Below are 15,350 nucleotides of genomic sequence, written 5' to 3'. Positions count from 1 at the left end.
TTCAGTTTAAAATCAATAGTACATATAGTGTACCAATCTTGGCTCATCAATTACTGACAAAAATTTGCTCAAATAAACTTCGAGTAATTTCTACCATCAATCAATGAAAATAATTTCGATCAATCAATCAGTAAAAATCCACACAAGTTGTTCTTCATAATCTCTTAATGATCTTCTTGTTGGTTCGTCACCAGCAAGCTAGGTCGGCTATATTACGCTTTATTTCTAAAGAGTCAACCGGTAATTCAAATTATTTTTAAACTTCCCTTCTAAAACCCAACTCAATCAATTCAACCAAGTCATTGTTTTATCAGAAGTTTTAATCTTCATCACCGCCGATGGATGTGCATTCTACAGCATTTCACATCCGTTGCAACACCCTTTTTCATTTATTTTTAGTTTTTCATTACGTTTGTTTATTTATTCTACTAAATCAGTATTTTTTACTTAAAAAAGAGTTTTTAGCGTACAGAAAGCATGCAATACGCCATAGGCACCCATAAGATAAACATTAAAACTGGCATAACACCGTGCACTTCTTCAGGCTTTCTATACAACCACTGAATAAATGGAATGACGATACCAAATAATGTCGCCATTAATAGCACATCAACGAATCCACCTTTCAGCAGTAGCCACAGCAATACTGGCACACTCATCACCAAGCCAATTATCAATAAAACACAGTTTATGTGCGTTTTATTCATGCTTTGGTACGGCATCAACTCCAAAAAGGTAAAGGCTGGGATTTTGCAACGTGGGGGGTGCCGATCAATCAATTTGACTTAGCGATGACCAATCTTGCCTTTAGCAGTGTGGTACTTTTGGGCATTCGCGCTTTAGGGATTTTCCCATCAAAACAAGAAACTGAAAGCTTTTTGCATTTTTGGCGCTATGTCGGCTGGTTGATGGGTATTGATGAAAAATGGTTAATTGAAAAAGAATCTGACGGTTGGAAACTGCTGTATTGGATGCAATTTGTACACCCCCAATCCGATGCAAGCAGTATGGCTCTCGGCGCCAGTCTCTCTAAAGAACCCTTTGAAAGACAATACAAATACCTCCAACCATTTCAGCAAAAACTGGCTTATCGACAACATCTGGAGTTGACACAATTTTTTATTGGCAAAAAACGCATGCATAAATTAGGGCTCAAACCCCAGTCCGCCGCATGGTTTGCCTATTATTTATTGGCTAGAAATCTCGTCCTATATTCAGGTGCTAAGCATGTTCCGAGTTTAAATCAAAAATTACAGCAAAAAGGCCGTGCGATTCAAAAACTCGGTTTAGCACTGTATCAAAGTAAGGCCAAACAACTGGCGAGTATGCACCAATAAAAAAAGCAGAGCGATCGCTCTGCTTTTTGGATGACAAATATCAAGATTTAGAATTTCATCGAAATACGTGCCCAATAATTGCGACCAATATTATTAAACTGTTGATCGGTCGCTAAACCTGTCCCTGCATCACCTAGTTTATTCAAATGTTCGGTATAGGTTTTATTCAGGAGATTATCCACACCCACAGATACATCTACACCCTCATTAATATGATAAGTACCATTTAAAGACAGTGTGCCAAAACCTGCACTTTCTTTCAGGTCATAGCCCACGATATTGCCTTGGTGCGCACTGATACGATTTTGTCCATCAACCACACGCCAAAACGCTCCCAAAGTATAATTATCTTGGATATAACGTAAGTTGATCCGTGCTTCTAAAGGTGAGATTTGTGGTAATGGCGTATTATCCGTGGTGTTTTCCCCCCACGCATACATTGCGCTGACATCTGCTTGGATCGCATCTGTAAATTGATAGCCAATCCCAGCTTCTGCACCTGCAATGGTTGCATCGATATTTCGACTATGCGCTTCCATACCCTTCATCATTCCTGTTCCAGGCTTATAACTCGTTAAAATATAATCATTCACCAAACCAGCATAAGCCGACACCCAAGAATTCAAAGCACCATGTTGATGTTGATAGCCCATATCTAACTGAAGCGTTTTTTCCGTATCAATATGATTGAATGTATTGATATCACCATTTCCTGATTTTGGGCTAAATAATTCCCAATAATCTGGCATACGTTCTACATAGCCTAAACCAATATAGGTTTTACCATCATCATGTTCAGGATGTGTATTTTCAAAACGGATAAAGCCACTTGTTAAGGTTTTATCCAATTTACGGTTATAACCTTGATCAATTGAATCTTGTCGTTCATCTTTCACATCGACTTGATCAAACCGAACACCTGAAACCAAACTGTTTTGATCATCAAAATGATAGGTTAATTCACCAAAACCACCATAAGACTGATATTTCATGTCTGTCATACGTGGCTGGTCTTGATAAACAATATGATTTTTTGAATCTGTTTTACGAATACTATGTTGGTTATTTTGGCTGTCGATACCCGTAATAAATTGAAGACTATCCCATTCATGGGTTACGGCCATACGAGCGTTTAATGTTTTACGAGCAACATTAGTCGCCATTTTCATCATTGGTTCAGGACGTAAACTATAGTTATCCATGACATGATCATTAAAGCTATAGTTCACTTGTGCTTCAATTTTCTTAATCACCTCAGTGACATTCTTTTTCTCGACTCGAAGCCCCAAGCTTTCGCGGGCAAATTGTGAACCATCCATCATTCGGCCCGCGTACACCGCCTCACCATCGGCTTTACCTCCAGTAAGTTCTACCCATGTATCTTCGTTTGGCGTCCAACCGAGTGCCAAATCTGTATTCCAACGCTCCCAGTCTGACGGCACAGTATTACCATCTCCATCTTGGTAGCTGTCTGCAACAGAACGGCTAGCATTTAAACGGACATATTTATGCTCATCCCCCATGGCCGCCTCGACATTATGATCTAAACGACCATAAGAGCCGATCATCACACTGACTTGACCACGGTAGTTTTTATCAGCATCGAATTGTTCAGGTTTGCGTTCAAATAAGACTGTTGCAGCAGAACCTGTATTGGCATATTGAACCGTTTGAGGTCCTTTAATCACTGAAATACGATCATAGCTTTCAGGTGAAATATAAGACGTCGGCGAATCCATACGACTTGGACACGCCCCGAGATTTTCTGTGCCATCGGTTAAAATTTTAATGCGTGAACCAAACATGCCACGGAAGGTGACATCGCCATTGGTTCCTGCGCCACTTTTCACTGCACTAAAACCCACAATGCTTTTTAAATAATCGGCCCCATCACTGGCAGGTATCGGTTGAATCGGCTGTTTTGGATTGGCACGGACAATTAAACCATTGGCATCATTCCCTTGATGTGATGTCACCACAATCGGTGCCAAAGTCTGTACTGCATTGGTTTCCGTCATCTCTACGGGCATCTCGTCAGCCATCACAGAAGTTGAATAGCAGGCAATACAAATTGCAGCCGCAAGAGGCTGTAGAAAAAATTTAGGCTGAGCCATGTTTATCTCACAAAATACATAAATAAAGGCGTACCTGAGTCCTCAAAGACCCAAGTTTAAAAAAACGTCGGATTTATGCAGCGAGTGGTGGGGCTCGACCTTGCGGAAGTAAAAAGAGTTGTTGAAGAACAAACCAGACATGCTTGAAAGCTTTTTGAAAAGCAATTAAACGAACTTGAATTCGATCAAGCACTTCTTTCACATCAAGTTCAGGGGGCAAAACCAAATTGCCATAGACCGTACAATACTGACATTGATGACTGGTATCATGTTCATGGGCAGTATGATCGACTTGAACCTGCTCAGCGTGAGCGGAAGATGAATGGTGTGAATGTGCGGTATGTTCAGCATGAACATTGGGAAGTAAAAGTGCACGCGTAATGGTTTCGCAGACCGGAGCAACTTGATATTGCTTGGGCAACAATGGCTGTAAAAAAACAGCAATCTGCAAAAAAACGGCTGCAAAGGACAGCAGCACTCCACTACGAAACAATACAGGCAAACCCTAACATTTGTCTGACGCAAGTATAACAAAGCCCAATCGAAATTGGGCTTGTCTCAGGTATTTTTTAACCGCGATCAATTAACGTTTAACTGCGACTTTATCTTTTTGACGTTGGCGAACCAACTTTTCCACTTTGTCACGTGCACGTTGACGTTTCAAAGGCGATAGATAGTCGACGAATAACTTACCATTTAAGTGATCCATTTCATGTTGGATACAAACTGCGAGAAGTCCGTCCGCTTCCACTTCAAATGATTGACCTTCAAGGTTAATTGCCTGAATTTTTACACGTGACGGGCGCTCAACTTTATCGTATATTTGAGGCACTGATAAACAGCCTTCTTCATAGGGCTGCGTCTCTTGCGTCAATGGCGTAATTTTGGGGTTAATAAACACCATGGGTTGATCTTTTTCTTCAGATAAATCCATGACTATCAGCTGAATATGGTGATCTACCTGTGTTGCTGCCAGGCCAATTCCCGGTGCTTCATACATAGTTTCAAACATGTCGGCTGCTAACTGACGAATTTCATCAGTAACTTCTTCGACTGGTTTTGCAATGGTACGAAGACGGGGATCGGGGAAACTTAAAATAGGTAATAAGGCCATACGACGTCCTCACTTATGCCATTGATCAAAAAACAAAATGAAGGAATGCTTCATCAAAAAATTGTGTGTAATATCGTTATTATAACGCAGTTACATACATAATTTTAGGAATTATGATAATGAAAAAGGTTTTGAAGGGCATGCCAACTTTTAGTGCCTTGGGGTTTAAAAAACAATTATTGGCACTTACAGTCTGTGTAAGTGTGGGGATGGGAATGGTCAGTGTTGCAGAAGCTGCCCCTGCTCGTAACGTCAATCCACCGTCATTGAAGGCAGGTGCCCCTCAAGTTTATGTGGTGAAAAAAGGCGATACGTTGTGGGATATTTCCAAGCGTTTCTTAAAAAATCCCGTGCGCTGGCCTGAAATCTGGGCGAGCAATAAACACGTGAAAAATCCGCACTGGATTTTCCCAGGTGACCGCCTATTAATGTGTACCTACAATGGCCGCCCAATCATCGGTAAGGATGAAGGTGATGGCTGTGAAGGTATTATTCGTCGCTATACAGGTGGCACTAAACTTCAACCACAAGTTCGTGTTGAATCCCTCAACAGTGCGATTCCGGTTATCCCATTAGAATATATTAAGCAATGGCTTGAGCGCAGCATGATTGTTGCCGCTGATTCTGTTGAAGGCACACCTTACATTTTAGGTACAGCTGATCAACGTGTATTGGCAGCCAAAGGCCAAACAGTTTATGCACGCGGCCAAGGCATGCAAGTCGGTCAACGATATGCTGTTTACCGTGAAGGCGAACCGTACATCTTTACCGATGCAAACGGCAAAAAATACAACGCAGGTTTAGAACTGACTCAAGTCGCTTCAGGTGTTGCCGTTCGTGGTGAAAATGACATTACCACTTTAGAACTGACCGATACTTATAATGCCGAAGTTCGTCGTGGCGATCGTGTTCTTCCTGAATATGACCCAATGCTGCCAACGCTGTTCTATCCAACCAATGCAGAAAATGTCACTGCTGGCGGTAGTATTGTTCGTGTCATGGGCTCGATTGGTACTGCAGCGGTTCACAGTGTGGTGACGATCGACCGTGGTAGCTTGCAAGGCGTTCAATCTGGTCAAGTCTTTAGCGTGAACCAAAAAGGTGAAATCGTGACTGATCCGAAAACCAAAGAACGTGTTCAACTTCCAGGACAACGTATTGGCAACATCATGGTATTCAAAACATTTGATAACTTAAGCTATGCTTATGTACTTGAAAGCGAATTACCAATCAAAGTGGGTGCAACGATTCAGCCACCACTGATGGATGACTAAGACCAAATCCATAAAAATGAGGCTGTATACAGCCTCATTTTTATTATCCAACAACGATATCACTAATAATTTTAACCCATAAAAAGAAGACATATTCAAAGGTCTCATTATGCTCAACTCATTGACTGACTTGCATTTAGATTACATTCGCCTGTGGTTTGTGGTGCAACACTCACTTCGTAGTTTCTATAAAATTCAGCAGCACTATCCTGCCCTACACTACGCCCTTAAGCCTAATCAAATCACCACATGGCAAAAATTAGGACTGCATAAAAATCATTTAAAGCGCTTTGAAGAATTTCATAGTCCAAGTGGACAGCTTAGCTTTGAAAAATGTCTCAAGGATATTGAACAATACGGTGACTTTGTACTGATTCCTGAAGATATAAACTATCCACAACAGCTTTTACCTTATAGCGACAAGCCGCCCATTCTATTTGGGCAAGGTAATGCCCAAGCCTTAATGCAACCCCAAATTGCGATTGTGGGTAGCCGCAAACCCAGTCCCCAAGGTCGGCAAATTGCTTATGATTTTGCTTATTATCTGAGTGAGCAAGGGTTCTATATCAATAGCGGTTTAGCACAAGGAATTGATGAAGCGGCACATCGCGCTGCCATACAACACCACAGAACCATTGCCGTGATGGGCACAGGTTTAGATCAAACTTATCCGACCGCACATCAGCGTTTAAGACAAGAGATCATCCAGCATGGGGGAACTGTAATCAGTGAGTTTCTTCCACACACTCCACCCCTGCAACACCATTTTCCACATCGAAATCGTATCGTCAGTGGGCTCAGCCTTGGTGTCATCGTGGCGGAAGCGGCATTAAAAAGTGGTTCACTGATCACAGCTCAACGCGCTGCCGAACAAGGCAAATCTATTTTTGCCATCCCAGGCCATATTTATAGTGAGTCACATCAAGGTTGCCATCAACTCATACGCGAAGGTGCAATTTTGATTGATCATCCACAACAGGTCATTGAAGACTTGGCATTGGCTACACAATGGCAATCGCAGGCTGCCGAAACCTTAACAAACACCGAAATAGCGACACCCGAAACAGCAACACCGGACACCCCTCCACCCGAACCTATCCCAGAACATTTAATTGCGCTGTATCGGCAGCTTGATTGGGTCGGCCAAAGCCTTGATCAATTGTCCATTCAACTCAAAATTGATACCGCGACATTGACCAGTCAACTGATGGAATTAGAGTTAATGGGCTATGCCACACAACAAGCCGGACACTACTTACGTTGTCGAATGGGTAAATTAGGTTCACAATAGTCCTTTGTCGAATCAGATAAGGTCTATAGAAATGATTACCACCTCTGTTGCAGAAGCAGCTTCCTGTCTTAAAAAAGGTCAGGTTCTCGCATATCCTACAGAGGCTGTTTGGGGATTGGGCTGTGATCCCTACAATGAGCAAGCCTTTCTCGAAATTTTGCACTTAAAACAACGTCCCATTGAAAAAGGTGTGATTTTATTGGCGGCCAATGTCGCTCAAGTTGAACACCTGCTCCAAGGCTTAACAGAAGATATGCGTCAGCAAGTCATTGCGACCTGGACCAACCGTAAACCCAATGAACGTGCAACCACATGGTTATTACCGGCTGGCGACCATATTCCAACATGGATTAAAGGCAATCATCCAAAAGTCGCAGTCCGTGTGACGACCCACTCTTTATGTGTGGCTTTATGCCAAGCTTTTAATGGCTTTATTGTGTCTACCAGTGCCAATCCTGCGGGATTAACCCCTGCACGCTCCTTACAAGAAGCCAATCAGTATTTTGCAAATGAACTCAATTACTTAAATGGTGATCTCGGTCTAAGCCAAGAACCAAGCAAAATTATTGATGCTGAAACAGGTGAAATCATCCGCGCATAAGCTCGGATGCCTGTCTACACCTGCCTTTTAGAAAATACAAACAAAAAAAAGCTCAGCCATATAGGGATGGCTGAGCATAAAAAAGGATGTGTATAAAATCACATCCAGAGGGTCTTGCAATCTCTGGGTAAATATCAAGTAATTATTAAGAATTACTTCCTCATTTACGATGAAAGTATTATGTAATATTTTTTTAAATTTAACAAATATATTTTTTATATAAATAAAACTACTGATAAGCACTTTATTTCTGATTTTATAACTACTTAGTCAAAATATGTATCTATTTTTGATTGATTTTTAAGACGAGCATTTGTTTTTTAATTTAGTTTTACACTCAAAAATTCATTTTCAAAAGATTTACTCTATAAAAAAATAAGTTTGTTTGCTTATTTTTTAATCAATACTTCTCATAAATTTTCAACTTTTTACTGGATTTACTTACGCTGCGCCAAGATCACCCCAGTAATCGCCATCACTGTGCCCACGGTATGATAAAACATCCACTGCTCAGCCAACCAGAAATAGGCAATGATCGCAGTAAATACCGGCATCAAATTCATAAAAACACTGGTGCGATTCGGGCCGAGATGTTGCACAGCCAACATCCATACCAACGGTGCAATCAGTGATGGAAAAATTGCCGCATAAAATACACTTGGCGCATTGGCAGGATTAATCGCATCAATGCCTAAATACAACACGAATGGCAAGTGATATAAAACGGCAAAGAAAATTTGTACATATAAGCTCAACAGTAGCGGAAGTTTCAGTTGCCATTTTTTTAAAAACACCCCATAAAAGGCATAGAAGAACACTGCGAAGATCATGAGGATATCGCCGAAATGCCCGCCCATATTCAGTAATTGACTGAAATCTCCTTGCGCAATGACAAACAATAGCCCTGTAAATGAAATCGCACAGCCCAAGATGGCATAGCGGTTGGGCACATCTTTCAGTATGAAAAATGCAACTGCAATCGTAAAAACGGGGATAAAGGCATTGATGATGCCCATATTGGTCGCCGTCGTATAATGTGCAGCGGTATAGCCCAAGCCTTGATATAACACCATGCCAAAAGCACTCAGCACAGCTAATTGCTGCCAATGCTGTTTGATGAGCTGCCTTTGCTGCCAAACAGTTTTCAGCATAAAGGGGGTTAAGATCAAAAATGCGATAAACCATCGATAAAAACTAATACTGACCGGTGAAATATAATCCGTCACATAGCGGGTGACCGTAATATTCAAGGACCATATAAATACCGCGATCAGAGGCAAACAAATTGCAAATTTCGCCCAACGCGCTTGAAGCAACATGTCTGACTCCTCAATATATCGTGCAAAGATTGGTCTAGGTATTTTGAGTGATGTCTGTTTTAATTGAAATACATGATTTCAGACATTTATATTGTAGTTCAGACATCGACTCTTAGGCTTATATGACATCAGCACCGATTGAACAACAGATCGAGCTTTTTGAAGCGCACTACACCACATTAAATACGGTCTATCCGCACAGTTGCCTTTGGGGTGATTTTAATTTTTGTCTCGATGGTATTTTCGAGTATGAGATACAAGGACAACACCATCTCTCACCTGCCAGTTATGGGGTGTGGATTCCCCCTCATACGGAACATTGCTCGGTCGCGATTGATGAGCAACCTATTCATTATGTGGCAATCCGACTGGCACCTGATCTCTGCATAGATTTTCCCCAAGCAGACGGAAGTATTTAGCATCCAGCCTTTCTTTCGTTTGTTGGTGCAAGAAATTTTGGCCTTTCCTACAGAGCAACATACCACACCACCCTATCGACACCTGCTACAGGTCTTATTCGACCAGTTAAAAACTGCGCCCAAACATCAACATTATTTACCGCAAAGCCATGATGCGGTGTTAAAGCCGATCTTGGCGCAGCTCGCAGATGTAGATCATTTTAGTTTGAGCCTACAACGATGCTTATCCAATGTCGGTTTGAGTGAGCGTCAGTTATTGCGGCTGAGTCAGAACGAACTGCAAATGAGTCTTTCTGAATGGCGAAACCGTGCAAAAATTATTTATGCCATTCAACAACTCCGTGCTGGTCAGTCTATTAAAGCTCTCAGCTATGAATTGGGCTATCAACACAGCTCAAGCTTTATTGAGTTTTTTAAACGCTATACAGGAAAAACCCCAAACCAACACCGTGCCACTAGTTAAATGCCAAGCACTCAAGCAAGCCTCAGCTCGAATTCTGCAAACTACTACAAAAATTATGCGAAAATCCTATCGATAAAAGCTTGCTGTTCACCAGATTTCCCTTTAAAACAAGGATGAAAGGCACAACTTCAATTAGGAACGAATATGTCAGCTTCAGTTTACGATATCCCGGTAAAAACCATCCAAGGTGATGACACCACACTCAATCAATACCAAGGCAAGGTTTTATTATTGGTCAATGTGGCCTCTAAATGTGGGCTAACACCGCAATATGAAGGCCTAGAAAAACTCTATACAGAGAAGAAATCACAAGGTTTTGAAGTCTTAGGTTTTCCTGCCAATAACTTTTTAGAACAAGAACCTGGTTCTGAAGCTGAAATTCAAGAATTTTGCTCAATCAACTACAAGGTTGATTTCCCACTTTTTGCAAAAATTTCTGTGGCAGGCGCGGATAAACACCCACTTTATCAAACCTTAACCCAAGCCATCCCTGAACGCATTGGTGAAGGCCCATGGTGGGATGATTTAGTTGAATACGGTTTAACTCCAAATCCTAAGCCTGAAGTTTTATGGAATTTTGAAAAATTCCTCGTGAATAAACAAGGCGACGTTGTGGCACGATTTGCACCTGACATCAAGGCAGATGATGCTCGTATTGTCGATGCCATTAACGCTGAATTAGCCAAATAATTCGACAATATCTCAATCTCTCAGTTAAGATTATTGTGATTTTAACTGAGATTAATCATTTTAAATTATCACAATAATATTTAATAATTATCACATATTGATAATTTACACATTTCACCCATTGTTTTAATATTTCATATACACATTGTTCAAAGCTTCCCTGTAAATACTCATTATGATGAGTCTTATCAATTCACATCCAGCAGTAAACAGGTGAACTTAAAATACATTAATGAAAGCTATCGTTTTATCTATTTTTTGACAGCACGTGTATCTGCGCTAACAATAGATGCACGGCAAAATACTCAAAAGGCGAAAACCCAACAGCACACTAAACAATACACACGGGGTAAAAACCAAAGCCAGAACAAGAAAAAAGCGGTAAATCCATCACATACCTGGCGTTCTGGACGAAAAGTATCTTCTGAATACCGTGGTCATCGCTACAAAGGTGACCACAACAAATATAAAAAATTGTCTAAATCAGGCAAAAACCAACAATGGATTAAAGTGAATGGCGACTACATTTTAATGAATGCCGTCAGCCACGCCATTATCAAAATCATTGCGGGTTAAACCCACCAAAACATCAAAAGAGGGCAAATGCCCTCTTTTTTTTTGTTCAAGCGATTATTTTGTTATTGCTTTGCAACAATCTATTTTTAATCCACATTCTGCCCCTATATTCAAAGCATAGACTTAACACATAGTGATGATTGAATGAAAAAGCTAGTGCAGAATGCCCTTCTCCCTTTTGCCATTTTTAGTGGTGTTTTGGTGCTGATTGGCTGTGAACCTGCCACAGCACCGCAACAGGAACAAGAAATCGCAGCAGAAAATGATCGCCCTGCAACAACATCAACAAACGAAGATCAATCTGCGACACAAAGTCAGGCGACCGATCAAAGCCAATTAAAAAGCGGCAATATGTTTTATATCGTTCGCGATGTGGCGGATATGCAACTTAAAGCCGGCAATTATGTTGAACAACTCAAACAAACGCAGGTCGATTTAGAAGCCGCAGTCAGCAACCAAGATCATCTCCAATTGCAAAAAGCGGCAACCCAGCTGCAACAGCAGCTCAAAGGTTTCAATCAAGCTTTGAATGATTTAAATCTAAAAAGCACTGAAATTAATGATATTCGCAGCAATTTACAGGCAGCGAATCAGCAAGTATTGGCCTCACCTTTTCTCAATGGACAAGTCGATTTAAGCAAAGTTGATTTTCAGAAAATTCAAAATCAAATGGGCAATATTCAAGCTGAAATGCTTAAATTGGCAGGTATGTTGATCCAAGATCAAGCTGGAAAAAGCTCATCTACTGCACCCACTGAAACTGAATAAATAGCGAAATCTAGCATTTCCATTGCATTCCACCTGTTTTAAATCAAAAAAGCGTTAGACCTTGAGCTAACGCTTTTTTTCTTACAGTTCCGCTATAGAACACGACTGTTTTTCCTTTTAGATTAATGCTTAATAATAAAGCCAATGATGGAACAGTTATGTCAAACGCTGTGATTTATAACATTACACCCATTACCTTTCGTTTAGATTTAAAAGATCCTTTCTTATTTACTGCCCATCATATTGATCATTTTCCTGCTGCAAATGCTGATATGGGGCCAAAAACAGCCGCAGAAAAAGATGAATTCAATATGTACTATGGCGATGTGGTTCCAGGTTTTCAGGAGCATCCACATACTGGCTTTGAAACCATTACCTTGGTTGAACAAGGCTATGTCGATCATTTCGATTCATTAGGCAATGGCGGACGCTATGCTGCTGGTGATGTGCAATGGCTGTCTACAGGCAATGGCGTTGAACACTGTGAAATGTTCCCCCTACTGCATGAAGACAAAGCCAATCCATTTGAACTTTTCCAAATTTGGTTTAATTCATCGGCTGAACAGAAAACCCATGATGCCGACTATAAAATGTTTTGGCGTGAAGACATTCCTCACGTCTTTGAAACCGATAGTGAAGGAAAAAAATCGGATATACGTGTAATTTCAGGGCAGTTCAAATCCACTGATGCTATTTCCCGACCGCCACACTCATGGGCGGCTGCCGCAGAAAATAAAGTCAACATTTATTTAATCACCCTGCAAGCAGGTGCGGAGTTGGTGATTCCCGCAACAACAAGTAGCTCCAACCGTTTTGCTTATTTTTATCAAGGCAATACATTAGAAATAGTAGATCAAACCATTCAGATGAAGCATTTGGTTGAACTCCAATCAGATGCCGACGTCCATCTCAAAGCAGGTGGATTAGAAGCACGGATTCTGTGGTTAGAAGGTGAACCGATTAATGAACCCATGGCGATGCGCGGTCCATTTGTGCTCAATACCACTGAAGAACTCAATGCGGCTTTTAAACGCTATCGTGAAACCCATTTTGGAGATTGGCCTTGGCCAACACCCGCACCGGTCTTCAAACCTAATCAGGCTCGATTTGCCAGTTATGAAGGCGGTCAACGTGTAGAGCACCCAGAGCAAGAAAACTCACAAGTGTCTTAAAGTTCAATTAGTTGGATTGAGCAAATTCAAAGGTATTACAGTTTTTATCTTGTCCAAGTGCGCGTTGAACATCTTGTTTAAAGCGTGCTTGAGCAAAGGTATATTGCTTCGGCAAAAATAAGGTAATACGTGTCGTCTGTGGATCTAAACTTTCGACCAACATTTTATGCAAATACGCCCCATGTTCAGTCCGTGCCATCAATGTCCCCTGCTCCAAATGCTCTTCTAAACGATTATCGGTATAGACGTAGCGATTGTTCGCGGTAAACGCAACACAGTGATTATAGGCTTGTCGCAGATTTCGAAAGGCGGTCAAATATGGGATCTCAAGCTCCGTACTGATGCCATTATCAACCGATTCAGCGACAAGTGCAGCTTCAGTGGGAAGATTGGGTGTCGTGACGTATTGGCTTTGGCATGCAGCGAGCAAACCACAACAGAGACACAGCGATAAACTGGTAAAAAATTTGAGCATACAGACCTATGTAAATTGTTCTTATTCATTTTGCAGCGATTGTAGCAAAACTGCGTTGCTGATTTAATACTCTATTATTCATTCCATGCTTTCATTGCAGACACCATGCAGCTGATTATTTTTACAGGCGTTCAAGCCTCTGGCAAATCAACCTTTTACATGTTGAATTTATATCATAGCCATTTACGTATTAATTTGGATATGTTGAAAACCCGACATCGGGAAAATATGATCTTTGAAGCTGGTTTGGCATCCAAAACCAAAATGGTGATTGATAATACCAACCCAGATTGGGAAGCTCGTGCTCGCTATATCCAACGTGCAATTGATGCAGGTTTTGAGGTGATTGCTTATTATTTTGAAACCGATTTGGACAGTACCTTAAAACGCAACAGTTTTCGTGAAGGCAAAGCCCATATTCCAGAAGTTGGCGTGCGTGCTACTTATCGCAAACTTCAAGTTCCATCACAGGATGAAGGCTTTGATCTAATTTTTAAAATTAAAATTATCAGTCACGGCGAGTTTTCAATTTTACCCATGCATGAATAACAACCATTAACCTGCTTTTTGGCTATCTTGCCATTTTTTAAAAGCCGATTGCATGGCCTGACGTTCATATGGTTTCACTAAACGACTTTCTAATGAAGCAAAATCACCTTTATAGGCAGCAGCAACCATCGATTTTGCCAGTTCTTGAATACTCACGCACCCACGGTGTTCATATTGTTGAACTTCTTCATGGGTGAGTTCAACATCCCAACATGACACTACAGAACTGAGATCAACCGCAATGCTCAAGTAATATTGATCAAAGTCTTGATAAAGTTCCCAAAAATGCGGCTCATAGGCGATAAGATTCATGGTGCAATGCTAGCTGATTGAATTTAATCACTATAAAGATTGTATTGAATAAAATATATTCAACTTTAGGTGATAGATATAAAGCCTGAGCTGAAAAGTTTAGGGGAAAATTTTGATAAGAGATTTGATGTGAATATTATGGAGAATAGAAATTTCTCAATTATTCATTACAAATAAATCACTTCAAATTCATCAAAGACAATCAAATGAAATTTACTTACCAGTTATGTTCTTTGAACTCAATATTTGGGCAATATTGTTGTATTATCTTTTCTACGTCATTATTAATTTGGTCTAAGGGCAAAATAATCCCTATACACATACCGAAGAAAACAATTAAATGAGTTTGCGTTTTCTCAATATTTGATACTAAACTCCATGAAAAAATTTGAGTGTAATACTCAGTACTTTCGATAAGATTTTTCTCTGTAATCTCAATTTCTTTATCCCCAATAAGAATTTTCGAATTTTCAGCCATTTGATCGATATATCGTATCTTAAACATATTTTGAAAAATAGAGTTTACTTTGGGCAACAATCCCAATAAAAGAGCGACCAACAAAATCAAGTAATTCAAAAGTGAAGAGTCATTTTTGAAGAAAATAAAAATAAAGAGACCGACTATTAATAGTATAAAAAATTTAAACACTAATCTGAGAAACTTAACTTCGAATTTGTCATATACAACAGGATTAATAAGCTCTTCGTTTAGCACCTGAAATACATAAAAATCTTCATTGGTTAATTTAATATTAGATCTCTTTCATAAATCAAAAAACGATCTTCTTTTTGGTTAATATTTGCACTCCGGATTTCTTAGCATTCGTGCATAATCTGCGGATGAAATACATCGATTCAAACAAGCTTTCTGATCCT

16 protein-coding genes and 2 pseudogenes are annotated in these 15,350 nt (G+C 40.3%); 10 read left to right on the top strand and 8 right to left on the bottom strand.

The features are described 5' to 3' along the window. Nucleotides 1-461: 461 nt before the first annotated feature. Entirely contained in the window at nucleotides 462-659 is a 198-nt protein-coding gene (locus FTT94_RS14870) for a hypothetical protein (protein WP_180171041.1), read from the bottom strand. A gap of 21 nt (nucleotides 660-680) precedes the next feature. Between FTT94_RS14870 and FTT94_RS14865 the strand changes: the two are divergent. Then, nucleotides 681-1,337 (top strand): annotated as a pseudogene (locus FTT94_RS14865) (oxygenase MpaB family protein); the annotation flags it as partial. A 47-nt stretch (nucleotides 1,338-1,384) separates the two neighbouring features. On the opposite strand, the gene FTT94_RS14860 reads toward FTT94_RS14865, so the two are convergent. The 3 genes from FTT94_RS14860 to def form a co-directional block, all read right to left on the bottom strand. Beyond that, complete coding sequence (locus FTT94_RS14860) at nucleotides 1,385-3,451, bottom strand: TonB-dependent copper receptor (RefSeq protein ID WP_180171039.1); 2,067 nt, start codon at nucleotides 3,449-3,451, stop codon at nucleotides 1,385-1,387. A gap of 73 nt (nucleotides 3,452-3,524) precedes the next feature. After that, complete coding sequence (locus FTT94_RS14855; protein ID WP_180051310.1) at nucleotides 3,525-3,944, bottom strand: DUF2946 family protein; 420 nt, start codon at nucleotides 3,942-3,944, stop codon at nucleotides 3,525-3,527. A gap of 90 nt (nucleotides 3,945-4,034) precedes the next feature. Next, a complete protein-coding gene (gene def / locus FTT94_RS14850) occupies nucleotides 4,035-4,565 on the bottom strand; it encodes a peptide deformylase (protein WP_078191459.1) in 531 nt (176 codons plus the stop codon). Between the two features lie 119 nt (nucleotides 4,566-4,684). Between def and FTT94_RS14845 the strand changes: the two genes are divergently transcribed. The 3 genes from FTT94_RS14845 (at nucleotide 4,685) to FTT94_RS14835 (ending at nucleotide 7,731) form a co-directional block, all read left to right on the top strand. After that, nucleotides 4,685-5,839, top strand: a complete 1,155-nt coding sequence (locus FTT94_RS14845) for a LysM peptidoglycan-binding domain-containing protein (RefSeq protein ID WP_078191460.1) — start codon at nucleotides 4,685-4,687, stop codon at nucleotides 5,837-5,839. Between the two features lie 109 nt (nucleotides 5,840-5,948). Then, nucleotides 5,949-7,130, top strand: a complete 1,182-nt coding sequence (gene dprA, locus FTT94_RS14840; protein ID WP_180171038.1) for a DNA-processing protein DprA — start codon at nucleotides 5,949-5,951, stop codon at nucleotides 7,128-7,130. 31 nt (nucleotides 7,131-7,161) lie between these two features. Beyond that, nucleotides 7,162-7,731: an L-threonylcarbamoyladenylate synthase gene (locus tag FTT94_RS14835; RefSeq protein WP_180063288.1), complete on the top strand. Its 570-nt coding sequence runs from the start codon at nucleotides 7,162-7,164 to the stop codon at nucleotides 7,729-7,731. A gap of 437 nt (nucleotides 7,732-8,168) precedes the next feature. On the opposite strand, the gene FTT94_RS14830 is transcribed toward FTT94_RS14835, so the two are convergent. Next, on the bottom strand, nucleotides 8,169-9,050 hold the full coding sequence (locus tag FTT94_RS14830; RefSeq protein WP_180171037.1) for a DMT family transporter: 882 nt from the start codon (nucleotides 9,048-9,050) through the stop codon (nucleotides 8,169-8,171). 122 nt (nucleotides 9,051-9,172) lie between these two features. On the opposite strand from FTT94_RS14830, the pseudogene FTT94_RS14825 reads away from it, so the two are divergent. The 5 genes and pseudogenes from FTT94_RS14825 (at nucleotide 9,173) to FTT94_RS14805 (ending at nucleotide 13,138) form a co-directional block, all read left to right on the top strand. Continuing rightward, nucleotides 9,173-9,932 (top strand): annotated as a pseudogene (locus FTT94_RS14825) (helix-turn-helix transcriptional regulator). Nucleotides 9,933-10,076: 144 nt separating this feature from the next. After that, a complete protein-coding gene (locus tag FTT94_RS14820; RefSeq protein ID WP_180026136.1) occupies nucleotides 10,077-10,622 on the top strand; it encodes a glutathione peroxidase in 546 nt (181 codons plus the stop codon). A gap of 213 nt (nucleotides 10,623-10,835) precedes the next feature. After that, nucleotides 10,836-11,198 carry an RcnB family protein gene (locus FTT94_RS14815; RefSeq protein WP_373686038.1) on the top strand — a complete coding sequence of 121 codons (363 nt, stop codon included), beginning with the start codon at nucleotides 10,836-10,838 and terminating at the stop codon, nucleotides 11,196-11,198. A 144-nt stretch (nucleotides 11,199-11,342) separates the two neighbouring features. Continuing rightward, the gene (locus FTT94_RS14810) at nucleotides 11,343-11,966 is read left to right on the top strand and encodes a hypothetical protein (protein WP_180005336.1); all 624 of its coding nucleotides are present in this window, start codon (nucleotides 11,343-11,345) and stop codon (nucleotides 11,964-11,966) included. A 158-nt stretch (nucleotides 11,967-12,124) separates the two neighbouring features. Further along, nucleotides 12,125-13,138 (top strand): pirin family protein, encoded by a 1,014-nt coding sequence (locus FTT94_RS14805; RefSeq protein WP_180171036.1) that lies wholly within the window; start codon nucleotides 12,125-12,127, stop codon nucleotides 13,136-13,138. A 7-nt stretch (nucleotides 13,139-13,145) separates the two neighbouring features. On the opposite strand, the gene FTT94_RS14800 is transcribed toward FTT94_RS14805, so the two are convergent. After that, the gene (locus FTT94_RS14800) at nucleotides 13,146-13,613 is read right to left on the bottom strand and encodes a hypothetical protein (RefSeq protein WP_180026139.1); all 468 of its coding nucleotides are present in this window, start codon (nucleotides 13,611-13,613) and stop codon (nucleotides 13,146-13,148) included. 105 nt (nucleotides 13,614-13,718) lie between these two features. On the opposite strand from FTT94_RS14800, the gene FTT94_RS14795 reads away from it, so the two are divergent. Then, a complete protein-coding gene (locus FTT94_RS14795; RefSeq protein ID WP_180171035.1) occupies nucleotides 13,719-14,162 on the top strand; it encodes an AAA family ATPase in 444 nt (147 codons plus the stop codon). 6 nt (nucleotides 14,163-14,168) lie between these two features. Here FTT94_RS14795 and FTT94_RS14790 read toward each other — a convergent pair whose 3' ends face one another. After that, nucleotides 14,169-14,474 carry a hypothetical protein gene (locus FTT94_RS14790; RefSeq protein ID WP_180010759.1) on the bottom strand — a complete coding sequence of 102 codons (306 nt, stop codon included), beginning with the start codon at nucleotides 14,472-14,474 and terminating at the stop codon, nucleotides 14,169-14,171. A gap of 217 nt (nucleotides 14,475-14,691) precedes the next feature. Next, nucleotides 14,692-15,189, bottom strand: coding sequence for a hypothetical protein (locus FTT94_RS14785; RefSeq protein WP_180171034.1), 498 nt, complete (start codon nucleotides 15,187-15,189; stop codon nucleotides 14,692-14,694). Between the last annotated feature and the right edge of the window lie 161 nt (nucleotides 15,190-15,350).

Origin of the sequence: Acinetobacter sp. YH12027 (assembly GCF_013420085.1) — a bacterium.
GTDB classification, from domain to species: domain Bacteria; phylum Pseudomonadota; class Gammaproteobacteria; order Pseudomonadales; family Moraxellaceae; genus Acinetobacter; species Acinetobacter amyesii.
The sequence above is the reverse complement of the archived record's forward strand: the minus strand, read 5'-3'. Positions and strand labels throughout refer to the sequence as shown.

Coding starts and splice junctions, on each gene's coding strand:
- FTT94_RS14870 (WP_180171041.1), bottom strand. CDS start 659: ATGAGTGTGCCAGTATTGCTGTGGCTACTGCTGAAAGGTGGATTCGTT.
- FTT94_RS14860 (WP_180171039.1), bottom strand. CDS start 3,451: ATGGCTCAGCCTAAATTTTTTCTACAGCCTCTTGCGGCTGCAATTTGT.
- def (WP_078191459.1), bottom strand. CDS start 4,565: ATGGCCTTATTACCTATTTTAAGTTTCCCCGATCCCCGTCTTCGTACC.
- FTT94_RS14845 (WP_078191460.1), top strand. CDS start 4,685: ATGAAAAAGGTTTTGAAGGGCATGCCAACTTTTAGTGCCTTGGGGTTT.
- dprA (WP_180171038.1), top strand. CDS start 5,949: ATGCTCAACTCATTGACTGACTTGCATTTAGATTACATTCGCCTGTGG.
- FTT94_RS14835 (WP_180063288.1), top strand. CDS start 7,162: ATGATTACCACCTCTGTTGCAGAAGCAGCTTCCTGTCTTAAAAAAGGT.
- FTT94_RS14830 (WP_180171037.1), bottom strand. CDS start 9,050: ATGTTGCTTCAAGCGCGTTGGGCGAAATTTGCAATTTGTTTGCCTCTG.
- FTT94_RS14820 (WP_180026136.1), top strand. CDS start 10,077: ATGTCAGCTTCAGTTTACGATATCCCGGTAAAAACCATCCAAGGTGAT.
- FTT94_RS14810 (WP_180005336.1), top strand. CDS start 11,343: ATGAAAAAGCTAGTGCAGAATGCCCTTCTCCCTTTTGCCATTTTTAGT.
- FTT94_RS14805 (WP_180171036.1), top strand. CDS start 12,125: ATGTCAAACGCTGTGATTTATAACATTACACCCATTACCTTTCGTTTA.
- FTT94_RS14800 (WP_180026139.1), bottom strand. CDS start 13,613: ATGCTCAAATTTTTTACCAGTTTATCGCTGTGTCTCTGTTGTGGTTTG.
- FTT94_RS14795 (WP_180171035.1), top strand. CDS start 13,719: ATGCAGCTGATTATTTTTACAGGCGTTCAAGCCTCTGGCAAATCAACC.
- FTT94_RS14790 (WP_180010759.1), bottom strand. CDS start 14,474: ATGAATCTTATCGCCTATGAGCCGCATTTTTGGGAACTTTATCAAGAC.